At 53.9% G+C, this 17,287-nt stretch carries 11 protein-coding genes, 1 tRNA gene and 1 pseudogene; 9 read left to right on the top strand and 4 right to left on the bottom strand.

What is annotated here, in order from left to right; all coding sequences use genetic code 11:
• Positions 1–5: 5 nt before the first annotated feature.
• The gene (gene glpK, locus PGR29_RS17170; protein ID WP_015369131.1) at positions 6–1,517 is read left to right on the top strand and encodes a glycerol kinase GlpK; all 1,512 of its coding nucleotides are present in this window, start codon (positions 6–8) and stop codon (positions 1,515–1,517) included.
• 114 nt (positions 1,518–1,631) lie between these two features.
• Here the strand turns inward: glpK and gltS are convergent, their stop codons facing one another.
• Positions 1,632–2,834, bottom strand: coding sequence for a sodium/glutamate symporter (gene gltS, locus PGR29_RS17165; RefSeq protein ID WP_015703819.1), 1,203 nt, complete (start codon positions 2,832–2,834; stop codon positions 1,632–1,634).
• Between the two features lie 286 nt (positions 2,835–3,120).
• Here gltS and PGR29_RS17160 point away from each other — a divergent pair, with 286 nt between their 5' ends.
• The 4 genes from PGR29_RS17160 to PGR29_RS17145 all read left to right on the top strand — a co-directional run bounded on the left by PGR29_RS17160 (position 3,121) and on the right by PGR29_RS17145 (position 9,552).
• Complete coding sequence (locus PGR29_RS17160) at positions 3,121–4,512, top strand: nucleobase:cation symporter-2 family protein (protein ID WP_015369129.1); 1,392 nt, start codon at positions 3,121–3,123, stop codon at positions 4,510–4,512.
• Positions 4,513–4,673: 161 nt separating this feature from the next.
• Positions 4,674–6,371 (top strand): AsmA family protein, encoded by a 1,698-nt coding sequence (locus PGR29_RS17155; RefSeq protein WP_316425010.1) that lies wholly within the window; start codon positions 4,674–4,676, stop codon positions 6,369–6,371.
• Between the two features lie 228 nt (positions 6,372–6,599).
• Positions 6,600–8,159, top strand: coding sequence for a PTS transporter subunit EIIC (locus PGR29_RS17150; RefSeq protein WP_316425009.1), 1,560 nt, complete (start codon positions 6,600–6,602; stop codon positions 8,157–8,159).
• Positions 8,160–8,172: 13 nt separating this feature from the next.
• Positions 8,173–9,552, top strand: a complete 1,380-nt coding sequence (locus PGR29_RS17145; RefSeq protein WP_316425008.1) for a glycoside hydrolase — start codon at positions 8,173–8,175, stop codon at positions 9,550–9,552.
• 256 nt (positions 9,553–9,808) lie between these two features.
• On the opposite strand, the gene PGR29_RS17140 is transcribed toward PGR29_RS17145, so the two are convergent.
• From PGR29_RS17140 to PGR29_RS17130, 3 genes are all read right to left on the bottom strand, one after another.
• Positions 9,809–10,531, bottom strand: a complete 723-nt coding sequence (locus PGR29_RS17140) for a MurR/RpiR family transcriptional regulator (protein ID WP_316425007.1) — start codon at positions 10,529–10,531, stop codon at positions 9,809–9,811.
• 147 nt (positions 10,532–10,678) lie between these two features.
• A complete protein-coding gene (gene yicI, locus PGR29_RS17135; protein ID WP_316425006.1) occupies positions 10,679–12,997 on the bottom strand; it encodes an alpha-xylosidase in 2,319 nt (772 codons plus the stop codon).
• A gap of 12 nt (positions 12,998–13,009) precedes the next feature.
• The gene (locus tag PGR29_RS17130; RefSeq protein WP_271032701.1) at positions 13,010–14,404 is read right to left on the bottom strand and encodes a glycoside-pentoside-hexuronide family transporter; all 1,395 of its coding nucleotides are present in this window, start codon (positions 14,402–14,404) and stop codon (positions 13,010–13,012) included.
• Between the two features lie 291 nt (positions 14,405–14,695).
• On the opposite strand from PGR29_RS17130, the gene PGR29_RS17125 reads away from it, so the two are divergent.
• From PGR29_RS17125 to PGR29_RS17110, 4 genes and pseudogenes are all read left to right on the top strand, one after another.
• A tRNA-Sec gene (locus PGR29_RS17125) sits at positions 14,696–14,790 on the top strand.
• Positions 14,791–14,943: 153 nt separating this feature from the next.
• Positions 14,944–15,090 (top strand): annotated as a pseudogene (locus tag PGR29_RS17120) (hypothetical protein); the annotation flags it as partial.
• A 426-nt stretch (positions 15,091–15,516) separates the two neighbouring features.
• A complete protein-coding gene (locus tag PGR29_RS17115; protein ID WP_316425004.1) occupies positions 15,517–16,413 on the top strand; it encodes a sce7726 family protein in 897 nt (298 codons plus the stop codon).
• A complete protein-coding gene (locus PGR29_RS17110) occupies positions 16,365–17,276 on the top strand; it encodes a sce7725 family protein (protein ID WP_200782398.1) in 912 nt (303 codons plus the stop codon). Before PGR29_RS17115 ends, PGR29_RS17110 begins: the two co-directional genes overlap by 49 nt.
• The last annotated feature ends 11 nt before the right edge of the window (positions 17,277–17,287 follow it).

The raw sequence follows: 17,287 nt of genomic DNA, 5'->3' as shown, positions 1-17,287 counted from the left end.
CAATTATGACCGAGAAAAAATATATCGTTGCGCTCGACCAGGGCACTACCAGCTCCCGCGCCGTCGTGATGGATCACGACGCCAATATCGTCAGCGTGTCACAGCGTGAATTCGAACAAATTTATCCGAAGCCAGGCTGGGTTGAGCACGACCCGATGGAGATTTGGGCCTCGCAGAGCTCTACGCTGGTCGAAGTGTTGGCAAAAGCCGATATCAACTCCGACGAAATTGCCGCCATCGGCATCACCAACCAGCGTGAAACCGCCATCGTATGGGAGCGTGAGACCGGCAAGCCTATTTACAACGCTATCGTCTGGCAGTGCCGACGCACCGCGGATATTTGCGAGCAGCTCAAGCGCGACGGCATGGAAGAGTACATCCGCAAAGCCACCGGCCTGGTGGTGGACCCGTACTTCTCCGGTACCAAAGTGAAGTGGATCCTTGACCATGTCGAAGGCGCCCGCGAGCGCGCCAAGCGCGGCGAGCTGCTGTTCGGTACCGTTGATACCTGGCTTATCTGGAAAATGACCCAGGGGCGCGTGCACGTCACCGACTACACCAACGCCTCGCGTACCATGTTGTTCAACATCCATGAACTGGACTGGGACGACAAAATGCTCGACGCGCTGGATATCCCGCGCGCCATGCTACCGGAAGTACGTAAGTCTTCTGAAGTGTACGGCCAGACCAACATCGGCGGTAAAGGCGGTACCCGTATTCCTATCTCCGGCATCGCCGGCGACCAGCAGGCGGCGCTGTTTGGCCAGCTGTGTGTGAAAGAAGGGATGGCGAAAAACACCTACGGTACCGGCTGCTTCATGTTGATGAACACCGGTGAAAAGGCGGTGACCTCAACCCACGGCCTGCTGACCACCATCGCCTGCGGCCCGACCGGCGAAGTGAACTACGCGCTGGAAGGCGCGGTGTTTATGGCCGGAGCGTCGATTCAGTGGCTGCGTGATGAAATGAAACTCATCAACGATGCCTTCGATTCTGAATACTTCGCCACTAAGGTGAAAGACACCAACGGCGTGTATGTGGTGCCGGCCTTTACCGGTCTTGGCGCGCCGTACTGGGATCCGTATGCGCGCGGCGCGATTTTCGGCCTGACCCGCGGGGTGAACGCCAACCATATTATCCGCGCCACGCTGGAATCTATCGCCTATCAGACGCGTGACGTTCTGGAAGCGATGCAGGCCGACTCCGGTATCCGTCTGCACGCCCTGCGCGTGGACGGCGGCGCGGTCGCCAACAACTTCCTGATGCAGTTCCAGTCCGATATTCTCGGCACCCGCGTGGAACGCCCGGAAGTGCGTGAAGTCACGGCGCTAGGCGCCGCCTATCTGGCAGGTCTGGCGGTCGGCTTCTGGCAAAATCTCGACGAGCTGCAGGAGAAAGCGGTGATTGAACGTGAGTTCCGCCCGGGTATTGAAACCACCGAGCGTAATTTCCGCTACAGCGGCTGGAAGAAAGCGGTGAAACGCGCGTTAGCGTGGGAAGAGCACGACGAAGCGTAAGATTGTGGAGGTATTCCCGGCTTGCGGCGTAAACGCCTTAGCCGGGCTACAAAACCCCAAACAGCACGATCTTGTAGCCCGGACAGGTGCGCAGCACCGCCTCCGGGTTTTTTATCAGCCAAATATCGGCAACAGCAGGTACAGCTTAATCACCAGCGCGTTGACGATGTCGATAAAGAACGCCCCCACCATCGGCACCACCAGGAAAGCCATATGCGACGGGCCAAAACGGTCGGTTATCGCCTGCATATTGGCAATCGCCGTCGGCGTCGCGCCAAGCCCGAACCCGCAATGACCGGCTGCCAGCACGGCGGCATCATAGTTCTTGCCCATCATCCGGTAAGTCACAAACACCGCATACAGCGCCATCGCCACCGCCTGTACCGCCAGAATAATAATCATCGGCAGCGCCAGCGACGCCAGTTCCCACAGCTTGAGACTCATCAGCGCCATCGCGAGGAACAGCGACAGACTGACGTTGCCGAGTACCGATACCGCGCGATCAAACACGCGATACAGCCCTGCCAGCGCCAGGCCGTTGCTGAGGATCACGCCGATAAACAGCACGCAGACGAAGGTCGGTAATTCAAACACGGTACCCGCCAGCAGTTGCGCAACCACCTTCCCTACGGTCAGGCAGATAGCGATTAACGCAATACTTTCAATCAGCACCAGCGAGGTGATCATACGGCCCATATCCGGCTTCTCAAACGCCGTCGGCGCCAGCTGGTCGTCCGGCGTACCGTCCGGCGAGGAAGAGTGCTTCACCAGATAACGCGCCACCGGCCCGCCGATTAGGCCGCCGAGCACCAGGCCGAAGGTTGCGCAAGCCATGGCGACCTCGGTGGCATTCGCAAAACCGTAGCGCTCAACGAACAATTTACTCCACGCCGCCCCGGTGCCGTGACCGCCGGAAAGTGTGATAGAACCGGCCAGCAGACCCATCAGCGGATCCAGCCCCAGCAGCTTCGCCATGCCGATACCGAGAGCGTTCTGCAGCAGCAGCAGGCCCACCACCACAATCAGGAAAGTGCCAAGCACTTTGCCGCCCGCCCGCAGGCTGGCAAGGTTAGCGTTAAGGCCGATAGTGGCGAAGAATGCCAGCATCAGCGGGTCCTTCAGGCTCATATCGAAATCGATTTCGATATCCATGCTTTTTTTCAAAACCAGCAGCGCCAGCGCCACCAGCAGGCCGCCGGCGACGGGTTCAGGAATGGTATATTTTTTGAGGAATGGGACGTTCTGAACGAGCTTTCGCCCTAAAAGCAACACCATGGTTGCGGCAACGAGCGTCGATAAGGTATCGAGATGCAACATAAAAAGAGCTCCTTATGGGCGCATGATTCATTCACACGCGACGGTATTCCCGGTGTCGATTACTTCTCATCTTGAGGAGTTGGAGAGCGATTTTAAGCAGAAGCGCGCAAAAAATGACAGAAAAAGATATTTTGTATTAGCGTTGATGCGATCAAGCATACAAAATGTTAATTAATTTGTTACATCTATTCAGTGAGGATATTTTTTGCGCCAAATCGTGGCAAACGTTTGCTTTTGGTCTACAGTCCGATAAAATTCCCGCTTTGCCACCTTGGGATTGTTTGTGATGTCCGTTACGACCGCAGAGTCAGAAAATGCGCAACCGGTTGCGCATAAACCAGCCAGCGAATTAATCTATCGCCTCGAAGACCGTCCGCCGCTTCCGCAAACGCTGTTTGCCGCATTCCAGCACCTGCTGGCGATGTTTGTCGCGGTCATCACCCCGGCGCTGCTCATCTGTCAGGCGCTCGGCCTCCCGGCCGAAGATACGCAACACATCATCAGCATGTCGCTGTTCGCCTCCGGCGTGGCATCCATTATCCAGATTAAAGCCTGGGGGCCTGTAGGCTCCGGCCTGCTCTCCATCCAGGGCACCAGCTTCAACTTCGTCGCCCCGCTGATTATGGGCGGCACCGCGCTGAAAACCGGCGGCGCCGACGTGCCGACGATGATGGCCGCGCTGTTCGGCACCCTGATGCTGGCGAGCTGCACCGAAATGGTCCTCTCGCGGGTTCTGCATCTGGCGCGCCGCATTATTACGCCGCTGGTCTCCGGCGTGGTGGTGATGATTATCGGCCTGTCGCTGATTCAGGTTGGCCTGACTTCTATCGGCGGCGGCTATGCGGCGATGGCCGACCATACCTTCGGCGCGCCGAAAAACCTGCTGTTGGCGGGCATCGTGCTGGCGCTGATTATTATCCTCAACCGCCAGCGCAACCCGTACCTGCGCATCGCCTCGCTGGTGATCGCGATGGCTGCCGGTTATCTGGCGGCGTGGTTCCTCGATATGCTGCCGGCTAACACCGCGCCTACCAACAGCAGCCTGATCACTATCCCTACGCCGCTCTATTACGGCCTGGGCATCGACTGGAGCCTGCTGCTGCCGCTGATGCTGGTCTTTATGATTACCTCGCTGGAAACGATCGGCGATATCACCGCCACCTCCGACGTTTCTGAGCAACCGGTCTCCGGCCCGCTGTATATGAAACGTCTGAAAGGCGGCGTACTGGCGAACGGCCTGAACTCATTTGTTTCCGCAGTTTTCAATACCTTCCCGAACTCCTGCTTCGGCCAGAACAACGGCGTGATCCAGCTGACTGGCGTCGCCAGCCGCTATGTGGGCTTTGTGGTGGCGCTGATGCTGATTGTGCTCGGCCTGTTCCCGGCGGTAAGCGGCTTTGTGCAGCATATTCCTGAGCCGGTACTTGGCGGCGCGACGCTGGTGATGTTCGGTACCATTGCCGCATCCGGCGTGCGCATCGTCTCCCGCGAGCCGCTGAATCGCCGCGCGATCCTGATTATCGCCCTCTCTCTGGCGGTGGGCCTCGGCGTATCGCAGCAGCCGCTAATCCTGCAATTCGCGCCGGACTGGCTGAAAAACCTGCTCTCTTCCGGTATTGCCGCTGGCGGTATCACGGCGATTGTTCTGAATTTAATCTTCCCGCCTGAGAAGAACTAACGCATAGAAGTTGCGCTCCCCGGTATCGCCACGGCGACCTGGGAGCGCGGCGGCTGTAACATCTCTTCACCTCACTTCATCTCATTTCACTATTCCCGCCTTGAGGATTGCGCATAAATCGTGCATAACACGGTGATGTGTACTTATCAGGATGGAAGATCATGAAATTTCTTGGAAAGCTGGTTCTCTGGCTGCTGATCGCCCTGCTGGTCGTTATCGTCGCCGCTTACTTTGCGCTGCAGACCCGCTGGGGGGCGCGCCAGGCGAGCAGTTGGTTAAGCGAAAGCACCGGCTGGAAAATCGCCTTCGATAAGATGGCGCATGACTTCTCTTCTCCGCTACATCTGCAGTTGCAAAATGTCACCTTTGGCCGCGACGGCAAGCCGCCGACGCTGGTTGCCAGAACGGTGGATGTCGGTTTTAGTACCCGCCAGTTCAGCGACCCGCTGCACGCTGATGAAATCGTCCTCAGCGACGGCACGCTGAATCTCTCTCCGGCTTCCGCGGCAATGCCATTTGCCGCCGACCGCCTGCAGCTACGCGATATGGCCTTTAACAGCCCGGACAGCGAGTGGAACCTGAGCGCGCAGCGGGTGACCGGCGGCGTGATGCCATGGCAGCCGGAAGCGGGCGACGTGCTGGGCAGAAAAGCGCAAATTCAGATGAGCGCGGGCTCGATGAATCTTAACGGCGTCGAAGCCAGCAACGTCCTGATCCAGGGTGCGATTGATAACGGCGAGGTGACCCTGAGCACCCTTGGCGCCGATATCGCGCGCGGCACGCTGACCGGCAACGCCAAACGCCGCGCCGACGGTAGCTGGCTGGTTGATAACCTGCGCCTGAATGAAATTCGTCTGCAGAGCGCCAAACCGCTGGATGAGTTCCTTACGCCGCTCACCTCGGTGCCGTCGCTGCAGATTGGCCGGCTGGATGTGACCGATGCTCGTTTGCAGGGGCCAGGCTGGGCGGTGACCGACCTCGACCTCAACTTGCGCAATCTGACCTTGAGCCATAACGGCTGGCAGAGCGACGACGGGACGCTATCGATGAACGCTAGCGAGTTTATCTACGGTTCGCTGAACTTCCTCGATCCCATCGTTAATGCCGAATTCTCGCCGCAGGGCATTGCGCTACGCCAGTTCAGCTCCCGCTGGGAGGGCGGCATGGTGCGTACCTCCGGCAACTGGCTGCGCGCCGGTAATGCGCTGGTGCTCGACGATGCCGTCTTCGCCGGGCTGGAATATACGCTACCGTCCAACTGGAAACAGCTGTGGATGGAGCCGATGCCGGGCTGGCTGCAAAGCCTGACGCTGAAGAAATTCAGCGCCAGCCGAAATCTGATTATCGATATCGACCCAGCCTTCCCGTGGCAGATCACCGCGCTGGACGGTTACGGCGGCGAATTACAGCTGGTGAAAGATGGCCAGTGGGGCGTGTGGAACGGCAGCGCCACCCTCAATGCCGCCGCCGCGACCTTCAACCGCATCGACGTGCGCCGCCCGTCGCTGAAGCTGAGCGCGAACGCTTCTACGGTCAACATCAGCGAGCTGAGCGCCTTTACCGAGCGCGGTATTCTGCAGGCGACCGCCGCGGTGTCACAATTGCCGCAGCGCCAGGTCAATCTGAGCTTGAACGGCCGCGGCGTGCCGCTGAATATTCTGCAGGCCTGGGGCTGGCCTGCGCTGCCGATTAGCGGCGACGGCAATTTCCAGCTAACCGCGAACGGTAGCGTGCAGGCCAATGCGCCGCTGAAACCGAGCGTTAATGCTCAGCTCAGCGCCACCAATATGGATAAGCAGCAGGCGGCGCAGGTGATGCGCAACGGCGAGGTTAGCAACGCGCCCGCCGCGCCGCAGTAAAGTTCCCCTCTCCCTGCCCTCTCCCCGCAAAACTCAGCTCTGACCGCTCTCTCTCCCTAAAAGGGAGAGGGTTGGGGTGAGGGTCCTGAAACCTGTATGCAATTAGCGGCTATTTGTACCTATTTCCCGCAACAGGTTCCTTTCAAATATCAGAGTTGCTATAACCAAAATACTGGAAGTTGATAAAAATAATGCTCCCCTGTACCTACAAAAATAAAAGGAACAACCATGTCTGTAATACGTCAACGTATTCTGGAGAATATGCAAAAATTCTCCAGGGCCATGATCGGCGCAGTATTGTTCTTGCCGGTCATTGGATTAATTCTGGCTCTCAGTTCCGTCTTAACTAACCCGACTCTTATTGCTGAAACCAGTTTCCTTCATCAATTAGGGCAACTGCTTGGTGATACCTTCTGGCCATTATTCGGCAACCTTGGATTATTGTTTTGCGTGGGAATAAGTTACGGCCTGGCAAAAGATAAAAAAACGGAGGTCGCACTTGTCTCGGTGATGTGTTTTATCATGTTTCTCGGCGCCAACCATTCATGGCTGGAACATACTCATGCGGTGGCGAAAAAAATTAACGGCGAATATTACGGTACCGGGCAAACGCAGCTATTAGGCTTTGTGGTCGTCGATATGGGAGTATTCCTCGGAATCATTCTTGGCTGCACCATTGCCTGGGTACATAATAAAGTCTCCAATATTGAGCTGCCCGGCGCGCTATCGATGTACGGCGGGGCGAAGCTGACGCTGGTCGCCATGACGCCGGTCATTATCTGCTACGCCATTGCTTTTACCTGGATTTGGCCGTTTATGACCCACGGCATTAGCGCCCTGACCGGGTTTATGAAGAATGCCGGCGTTGCGGGAGTGTTTGTCTACGGCTTCTTTGAAAAATTCCTTATTCCCACCGGCTTACACCATTTCGTGTGGTCGCCTTTCCAGCTCACACAAATCGGCGGCACGCTGAATGTCGATGGCCAGGTCGTCTCCGGCACCCAGGCGATTTTCCTCGCCTATATGCGCCATCCCGATCTGACGCCAGTGATGAACGACGCATTACGTTTCTCGCAACAGGGGATGACCACCATCTTTGGCCTGGCGGGCGCATCGCTGGCGTTTTATCACACCGCGAAGCCGGAGAAGAAAGCGATGGCGAAGGCGATTCTACTGCCGGCGATTATTACCTCGATGCTGACCGGCATCACCGAACCCATTGAGTTCACCTTCTTATTTGTCTCGCCGCTGCTATGGGTGATCCATGCGACGTTAACCGCCGCTTCGCAGGCAATTTGCGACATCTTCACCGTGCGGCCGTGGGGCGCCTCCGGTCTGATTGAGTTTCTGATCTACAACCTACCGCTGCCGGTGTCGTTAACCCGCTGGCCGGGGTACGTGCTGATCGGTATTGGTCAATTTATCGTTTATTACGCGATATTCCGCACGTTGGTCGTGAAGTTAAATCTGAAAACGCCGGGCCGCGAGGATGACGATAACGTCAAGTTATACAGTAAGGCGGACTACCGTAAAAAAGTCAGCGGCCCGCAGTCGATGACGGATGAAATTATTAATGGCTTAGGCGGTAAAGCCAATATTATCTCCGTTGATAACTGTTTCACACGCCTGCGGGTGGCCGTTCATAATATGGCATTAGTTGATGATGATATATTAAAAAGCACTGGCGCAAATGGCGTAGTACGCAATCGTAATGAAGTTCAGGTTATTTATGGCGTCAAAGTCGGGCAAGTCCGTTCCCGGGTTGATAGCTGGCTAGCAGAAAATTAATTGGGAGTGATGTATGAAATTAACCGTATTAGGCGGGGGCGGCGTACGCTCTGCATTTCTGGCGAAGTCGCTGGCTTATAACGCGCACCGCATTGGTTTAACGGAAGTGGTATTTCAGGATAGCTCAGAAGATAATTTATCGCTATTTGGTGAAATCGCCCGCTATGTATTTAATACCATTCGCCCGGATATTCATTTTACGACCACCAGCGATCCGGTTGCCGCGCTGCAGGGTACCCATTACGTGATTACCACGCTGCGCGTCGGCGGCGATGAGAGCCGCATCCGCGACGAGCGAATCGCGCTGGAGCATAACACGCTGGGCCAGGAGACCACCGGCGCGGGCGGTTTTGCCATGGCGATGCGCTCGATCCCGGCGATCCTGCGCTACTGTCGGCTGATCGAGGAACATGCCGACAAAGACGCGATCCTGTTTAACTTTACCAATCCGTCCGGGCTGGTCACCGAGGCGATTATCAAATCCGGTTTCAAACGCCGGGTATACGGGATTTGCGATGCGCCGTCGGAGCTGATTCGCGAACTGCCGGAGATCCTCGGCTGCGACCCGCACGACCTGAGCGTGGAATGCTACGGCTTAAACCACTTTTCCTGGTTTACGCACTTCACCGTGCGCGGGGAAGATGTTACCGCGCAGCTGGTCGCCAACCCGGATTTGTACCGTAAAACGGCGATGCAGTACTTCTCGCCGGAGCTGGTCAAACTGTGCGATAACCAGTTGCTCAACGAGTATCTCTATTACTACTACTATCGCGAAGTGGCGCTACGGGCGATTCAACAGGCGCCGGAGACCCGCGGCGAGCAGATTGCACGTATCAACCACGATATGCGTCAGGAGCTCAGCGGCGTGGATGTTAAAGCGGATCCGCAGGCGGCCTTTACCATCTGGATGAAACACTACCTGCGCCGCGAAAACAGCTATATGCAGAACGAGTCGCAGCAGGAAAAATTCCATACCCGCGAGCCGTTAACGTTGCGGCAGTTTATCGAAGAGCCGGATACCGGCGGCTACGCCGGGGTAGCGCTGGATATTCTGGAGGCGGTCAACAGCACCACCACCAAACGCATCGTGGTGTCGATACAGAATAACGGCACGCTCGATTTTTTACGCCCCGACGATGTAATTGAAATCAGCTGCGATCTGAGCAAGGAGGGTCTTAAGCCGGTGACGCCGGTTAACGTGCCGACGGCGCAGAAAAATATGATTGCCAGCGTGAAGGAGTATGAACGATTGGCGGTGGCGGCAATTCTGGAGCAGGACAAATCGCTGGCGGTACAGGCGTTGATGGCTCATCCGCTGGTCGGTTCATATTCGCTGGCGAAGAGGCTGGTTGCGGCCTATCTCGACGATGAACAGTTCGCCGGGTGGCGGTAACGAGCCCACGCTCGATTGAGTAGCCCGGATAAGGCGCCAGCCGCTATCCGGGAACTCCCCCGCTCGCGCTACGCTTAGCGGGGCTACAGCCCGCTCGATTGAGTAGCCCGGATAAAGCGCCAGCCGCTATCCGGGCACTTCCCCCGCTCGCGCTACGCTTAGCGGGGCTACAGCCCGCTCGATTGAGTAGCCCGGATAAGGCGCCAGCCGCTATCCGGGAACTCCCCCCGCTCGCGCTACGCTTAGCGGAGCGGGGCTATCTATTGCTACGTTCGCTGGTAAACCACATTTTTAACAGCCGCTCAAAGCCCAATATGCAGTAGCCAAAAAACGGGTTGCTCCAGTAAATATCATCGTCGAACTTCTGCGGGTCATGAATAATAAACGCCGTATTCGCGGCCTGCGCCAGCGGGCTTTGATAATCGCCGGTAAAGCAAACCAGGTTTATCTCCTTGCCTTCCAGCGCCTTAACCCAATTTAACGCCGAACTGCTGCGTCCGGATTTAGAAATGATCCAGATAGAATCAAAACGGGCAGCGTTTTTTTGCTCAAGGATTTCGTAATCGGGCCACAGCGCCAGGCTGGCGTTAACGCCGGTGACGAGAAACTTATTATAAATATACTGGGCGATCAGCTGCGAAAAGCCGCTGCCGTGGATCAAAATACGCTGCTGCTCAAGGCCAGTCAGCAGCGGCGTCAGCGCTTCTGCCGGCTGAATGCTCATATAATCGATATCGTTGGTGACATCGAGCTTTGGCATGGTGATATTGAACTTGATGAAATAGACCAGCTCCAGCCAGCCGCTGAACTTAAGCTTCTTCGCCAGCCGCACCAGCGAAGAAGGATTACTGTAGCAGCGCTCCGCAACGGTGCGGATCCCTTCGCGGATACACAGTTGCGGGTCATTTTGAATAAAACGCAGCACGGTCATTTCGGTTTTACTCAACTTCACGTCACGAAAGATATTTTCTAAGTCCATTACGGGCTCCTCTCAGCGGCAGATTACGCTACCACCGGAGGGCAAATCGGTCTGTGGGATGAGTCACCAGAATGAAATGAACGTTACGAATTGTGCAATAAATGGAATAAAAAAACCCTCTCCGCTGGCGGAGAGGGTGGTATTAACTTACAGCGTAATCGTCAGCGCATTACCCTCGGCGCTCACTACCACGCCCCGTTCGCTGCCGGCCTGAGTCCCACCCTGCACGCCCGCTATCTGCGGGATATTGCGCAGACACAGCGTCCAGCCGCGGGCTTCGCCTTCGCCGCTCACGGTGATGGTGTTCCCTTGGCGCTTCGCCTTCAGGGTGAAAATCACGGAACCGTCGGCAGCCGGAACCTGGCACAGCGCTTCGCGGCCATCGTCGAGCTGGAACAGCTGGAAGGCGGTGCCTTCATGCCAGGCATAATCGGGTTTCTGGTCGTTGTTGCCCAGCGCCAGCAGGGTGTTGTCGCGAACGTAGACCGGCAGGCTCAGCGCATCGTGATGCTGCTTATGCCAGCGGCTACCCGGCAATTCATCGTTATGCCACAGATGCGTCCAGCGCCCTTCCGGCAGATAAAACTGCACCTCGCCCGCCTCAGAGAACACCGGCGCCACCAGGACCGAATCGCCGAGCATATACTGACGGTCGAGATAGTCGCAGGCCGGATCGTCCGGGAATTCGAGCATCATCGAGCGCAGCATCGGAGTGCCGAACTCGTGGGCCAGCGCCGCCTGGCGATAGAGATACGGCATCATGCGGCATTTCAGCTGCGTAAAATGACGCACCACGTCACAGGACTCATCGTCGTAGGCCCACGGCACACGGTAGGATTTACTGCCGTGCAGGCGGCTGTGGCTGGAGAGCAGGCCAAAGGCGCACCAGCGTTTATAAACGTGGGCCGGCGCGGTGTTTTCGAAACCGCCGATATCGTGGCTCCAGAAACCGAAGCCGGACATGCCGATCGACAGCCCGCCGCGCAGGCTTTCCGCCATCGATTCGTAGTTGGCATAGCAGTCGCCGCCCCAGTGCACCGGGAACTGCTGCGCACCCACCGAGGCGGAACGGGCGAACAGCACCGCCTCCTGCTCGCCGACGGTCTCTTTCAGCACCTTCCACACCAGCTCGTTATAGATGAATGCGTAGTGGTTGTGCATTTTCTGCGGATCGGAACCGTCAAACCACTGCACGTCGGTCGGGATACGCTCGCCGAAGTCGGTCTTGAAGCAATCGACCCCCATCGCTACCAGACCTTTTAACTTGTCGGCGTACCACTGGCAGGCTTCCGGGTTGGTGAAGTCATAAATCGCCAGCCCCGGCTGCCACTTATCCCACTGCCACAGCGAACCGTCCGGACGCTTCAGCAGGTAGCCCTTCTCTTTGAGCTCCTTGAACACCGGCGAGCGCTGGCCGATGTACGGGTTGATCCACACGCAGACCTTCAGCCCTTTCGCCTTCAGGCGCTTAATCATCCCTTCCGGGTCCGGGAAAGTTAGCGGATCCCATTCAAAATCGCACCACTGGAAGGCCTTCATCCAGAAGCAGTCGAAGTGGAAGACGTGCAGCGGTAGATGGCGCTCGGCCATGCCGTCGATAAAGCTATTCACCGTCGCTTCGTCATAGTTGGTGGTGAACGAGGTCGTCAGCCACAGGCCGAACGACCATGCCGGCGGCAGCGCCGGGCGGCCGGTGAACTGGGTATAGCGGTTAAGCACCGCTTTCGGCGTCGGGCCGTCGATCACGAAGTACTCGAGGTATTCGCCTTCAACGCTGAACTGGACTTTAGAGACTTTCTCCGAGCCCACCTCGAAGGAGACGCGCTGCGGATGATTCACCAGCACGCCGTAGCCGCGGTTGGTCAGGTAGAACGGAATGTTTTTGTAGGATTGCTCGGTACTGGTACCGCCGTCTTCGTTCCAGGTTTCTACCGTCTGGCCGTTGCGCACCAGCGCGGTAAAACGCTCGCCGAGGCCATAGACGGTTTCGCCGACGCCGAGGTCGAGGCGCTCGAACATGTAGTTGCGTTGGGTCTTGCTATCCTGCACGTAGCCGTTGTTTTTCAGCTGGCTACCGGTGATACGCACGCCGTCGCGCAGAAAATCCAGCGACCAGAATTCGCCTTTAGTCACCCGCACGCTGAGGCTGCCGCTTTTCAGCTCGGCGAACTCTGCCGTATTTTCTATTTCGACATGGACGTCTTTCTGCACGCTCAGCGGATAGTGCGGACCGTTATCCAGCGCGCCCTGAAAGTGCTCCATGCGCACGCCGATTATCCCTTCCTGAGGCGAGAAAAAGCGCAGGGTGAACAATGGCGTATCCAGCTGCCAGGCGCGTTCGCGGACATCGCGCGGCGCGGCATAAACCACCATTTCATTCCCCTGCTGCTCCACCTCGTAAACCTGTACGGGTTGGATCAGGTTGAGCCCTGGTTGAATGAGCCAGTTTCCATCACTGATTTTCATTAAAACGTCCTCTTAGTTTTGCCATTCTTTGTCGATCGGGGCTGCCGTGAATTCTTGTTCGTTGCGACGCGCGCCCTGGGCCAGCTCGGCCATCATTTTTTTCAGGAACGGCGTTTTTAGCGTGTAGTAGCGTTTGGCGATTACCGCGCTCAGCAGGTAGCACACCGCCGGAACGAGGGTGAACAAGGCGATAATGATGGTGAGGGTGGCGCTGTTCTGGGTTTTAGCGGCGGCGTCATAGCCGCCGCCGGCCAGCATCCAGCCGATCAGCGCGCCGCCCAGCGCCAGCCCCAACTTAAGCACAAACAGGGTGCCGGCGAAGCTGATGCCGGTCAGGCGTTTGCCGTTGCACCATTCGCCGTAGTCGACGGTGTCGGACATCATCACCCACTGGATTGGCGTCACCAGCTGGTGCAGTACGCCAATGATGAAGATAAAGACGAACATGGTGATTTCGGCGTCCATCGGCACGAAGAACATCGCCACGCTGAGCACCGCCAGGAGGGCGTTGGTCCACCAGAAGACGCTGACTTTGCATTTCCAGTCGGTCAGCGGCTTCGCCAGCGCCGAGCCAATCAGGTTGCCGACGCAGTAGGTGGTGAGGAAGACGGTGAACAACGCCGCCGAGCCCATGATCCAGGTGGTGTAGTACATCATCGCGCCGCCACGAACGCAGACCGCGAGGATATTGAGGATGGTGAGTACGCCGACCACCCGCCACTGGTCATTACGCCAGATATCGCGCAGGTCTTCACGCATCGAGGTACTGCTCGGCGGCGCTTCGACACGCTCTTTGGTGGTGAAAAAACAGAAGGCCAGCATCAGGAAGGCGACCACCGAGAGCACAGCAATGCCGCCCTGGAAGCCGAGCGCTTTATCTTCGCCGCCGATAACGTTGACCAGCGGCATCATCAGCACGGTGGAGAGCATGCCCCCCGCCGTCGCCAGCACGAAGCGCCAGGACTGCAGCGAGATGCGCTGCGTCGGGTTGTCGGTTATCACGCCGCCGAGCGCGCAGTAGGGGATATTCACTACGGTGTAGAGCAGGGTCAGCAGCGTGTAGGTCACGGCGGCGTAGATCAGCTTGCCGTTGTGGCTTAAATCCGGCGAGCTGTAAGCCAGCACGCAGACGAGGCCGAACGGGATAGCGCCGAAGAGGATCCACGGGCGGAACTTACCCCAGCGGCTGCGGGTACGGTCGGCAAGCAGGCCCATGCACGGGTCGGAAATCGCATCCAGCGCCCGCGCCAGCAGGAACATGGTGCCGACAAAGCCGGCGGGGATACCGAAAATATCGGTGTAGAAAAACATCATGTATAACATGACGTTATCAAAAATGATGTGGCTGGCGGCGTCACCCATACCGTAGCCAATTTTCTCTTTGACGGACAGAATATGATCTTTCATTTGCGCACTATTCCCTTAGCGGCACCGCGGATTGGTACCGGTTACGGTTTTTGTAACCCTTTGGCGCAGTAAGATGAATTGCGATATCTCGTTATCAAATTACGTTTCTTGTTTTCTGTGATCGCGGTAGCCCGAAAGAGTGTGAAAAAGTGTAACCCATGGATTTTGAACGGATTTGTCTCAGACTGTTCTGCAAAGTCCAGTTTTAACAGTAAAAAAGTGCGTTTAGGTATGTGGTAAATGCCTGAAAGTAGCTATAATGCGCCCGCCTCCATGTAGCAATCGAGGCGCGGAAGATCGTCATCTCCGGTGAGGTGGCTGGACTTCAAATCCAGTTGGGGCCGCCAGCGGTCCCGGGCAGGTTCAACTCCTGTGATCTTCCGCCAAAGTTTCTCTCCAAGCTCATCCGAAAACTTCTAAAAAACTTCTTTTCAATAAATACAGTGGATTGTTCATTCGTAACAGTCTGACAAAATCTCCGTGAATACATGGAAAAATGTATAGAACGAATATACATTCTTGATTTATTCACATCGCACAATGGTTACAAGCATATGCTGAGCCTGAAAATGTTGGGGCTGGTGCTGCCGATGATGCTGAAAAAGTATGGGATGAACTACGTGAAGCGGTACATCAATAGGGAACAGACCAACCTGATGCTCAGGGAGGACAGCATCGGCGATTGACTTCTGGCATATGATGAATCAACAGCGACATAACCCACTCAGACCGACGACCGCCGGCCTTTTCTGCCTGACTAGTCCCGCGATGCTAACAATCGACTATTCACCACTGACTGTCTAAAAAAATCTTAACATTTTGAAAATTTTACATAAAATAGTAATCTAAACAGTTAAAAACAAAAAACGTTCAGAGTGACTCCTGTGCGACTGAAGCGAGCAGAAGTCAGTCTAAGATGATTGCGCATTCAATGAAAAATCTAAATATCACATTGATATATATAGTATTAATTCATATTAGCCGACCTATCATTACTCATCAAAAATTTAAAATTCTCTAATAATGTTGAGAGGATCAGGGAAATCAAGCTAATCTTAACGTTTACTAATGCTGATTTTTGGCTAAAGGTGCAGAATGAGATTGATGTTAAAATGATGAATAATAAAAATATTGGACAATTATTTACAAGCCAAGCTATCAATGCCGTTGCAGATGGTGATTTTTCGTTACTTCACGAATTGGCGTCGACTGCTCTAACCCCTAAATTTTTCCCTATTAAGGTTTCCGAAATATTCGAGATAGCTTTTAAAAAACTGTCTCACGAATATAAATCAGAGTATTTTTTCAAAAATATTATAGTAAACGAAGTGTTTTTGAAAAAACATAAAAAAAATGAAGCGGTAATGCTCTCTGAATTTAGAGTTGGTACAAACAAAGCAGATTGTGTAATATTAAATGGATTATCGACTTGCTATGAGATAAAAACAGAGCTAGATAATTTAAAAAGATTACCAGAACAATTAGATTCCTATACTAATTTATTTGATAAGGTATATGTCGTAGCGGCTAAGACTCATATAGAAAAAATCAAGCTTATAATTCCAGAAACTGTTGGCATCATTGAACTAACAGAAAAAAATAAGTTGGATGAAATAAAACCTGCATCAATCATCGATTCGGAAATTAATCCGAAATTAATGATTAGTTCTATGCGAATTGCAGAGTATAAACATATGGCCGAAAAAATATCTGGGGTGAGAATCGACCTCCCAAACATGGATGTATATTCTTTTTGCCTAGAAATATTCGAGAACATAGACTCTCAAACTCTAAGAAAGCACTTCCGTGACTCACTCAAGATACATAGAGCAAACAACATTAGCTTTATTAATACGTTACCTAGATCACTAAAATCATCAGCAATTAGTTTTAGTATTAATCAGTCTCGTCAGAGATCACTGACCAAAATACTATCAAGCTACATTGAAAAGGATGATATATGTACTTCCCTTTGCTCAGAGGTAAACAGTTCGAGTTTACAGCGTTAAGAGAACTATCGGCTATTGTGCCCAATAGCCTTTTTAAACCAGTTATTGAGCCCGTAAGAGAAAACACAAAGCAGCTCGAAACTACGATTAACTCATTGAACAAAAACAATATTACGCCACTTATTATTGTCAATTCGGAGATAGGAGAACTCAAAGGAAAGACTGATCAATTCATTAATGAACTATATAAAATCAAAGGCATATCATTCACCCCTTGTATTAAATATATAGATAACATTCGAGAGTTTGATAGATTAAATGGTCTTATAAAGGGAGAAAAAGCATCATATGTTGAAAGTGGTGTCACCCGAGATTTGGTATCTCGCTTAAAAACATTTACAATTAATATTATTCCTGAAGGATCACCTAACATTGTGCTACAGCAATTATCAAACATTGTCTTGATGGATGACCCGTTTAAAAAGAAAAAAAGGAATGCTGATTATCCATCAAATTCATATTTCTCAGATTTGCATGTCCGTTATAAAGGTGTCCACAATTCAGTAATTGGTTTTGGAGATTTCAATATTGCGGGTTCAGATTATGCAGAATCTGGCGGCCCTGCATACGTGGTGACAATTCATGCTAGCTATTTGGATAGTGATGAATTTGATGCAATGTCCGTTAAACATTTTTCATCAATCGATGATGGCACACCCTCGAATCCATCAGGAAAATTCCAGCAAGCTTTAGAAAAGCTTATCGTGCATGATCAAACTTATCCCGGTTTCTTTGATAACACATTAGGCCTACGTGAGTTTAAAGCACTTCATTCACGTAGACATTACCCTGGGCTTGGCCAAGTCAAGCAATTTTCGATGGAACACCATATTGAAACAATCTGCAATTTCATCGCAATCTAGTTTTTCCATAT

Source organism: Klebsiella sp. 141203 (assembly GCF_032601985.1).
Lineage (GTDB): Bacteria > Pseudomonadota > Gammaproteobacteria > Enterobacterales > Enterobacteriaceae > Klebsiella > Klebsiella aerogenes.
Note: the sequence above shows the minus strand (reverse complement) of the source record. Positions and strands in the feature narration are given on the sequence as shown.